1 protein-coding gene is annotated in these 271 nt (G+C 41.0%); it reads right to left on the minus strand.

The features are described 5' to 3' along the window. Positions 1 to 271 (minus strand): hypothetical protein (locus ACPYOJ_RS35440; protein ID WP_481420400.1); only part of this gene is annotated, 271 nt, incomplete at both ends.

The raw sequence follows: 271 nt of genomic DNA on the forward strand, positions 1-271 counted from the left end.
GAATCTGGTCCCTAAAAATCTGTTCCACATCAGTCCGGCTTCCTGGTAATAATGATCCAGTGCACGGAACTGAAACTGATGATCTCCTGGATTTTTAAAATCACCGATGGCCGACTGATATTCCAATTCGATATCTGAATATCTTTTACCCAATGTTTTGAATCTGAAAGGAAGGCTCTGTGAAATTTTAAATCCTGCAAATTTATCGGCAAAGAAAGTCCCCGAAGGCATGGTGGCAAATCCGAAATTGGAAGGGGTGCTTATATTAGAG

It is taken from the genome of Rhizobium sp. SVR5-9E (assembly GCF_056755095.1).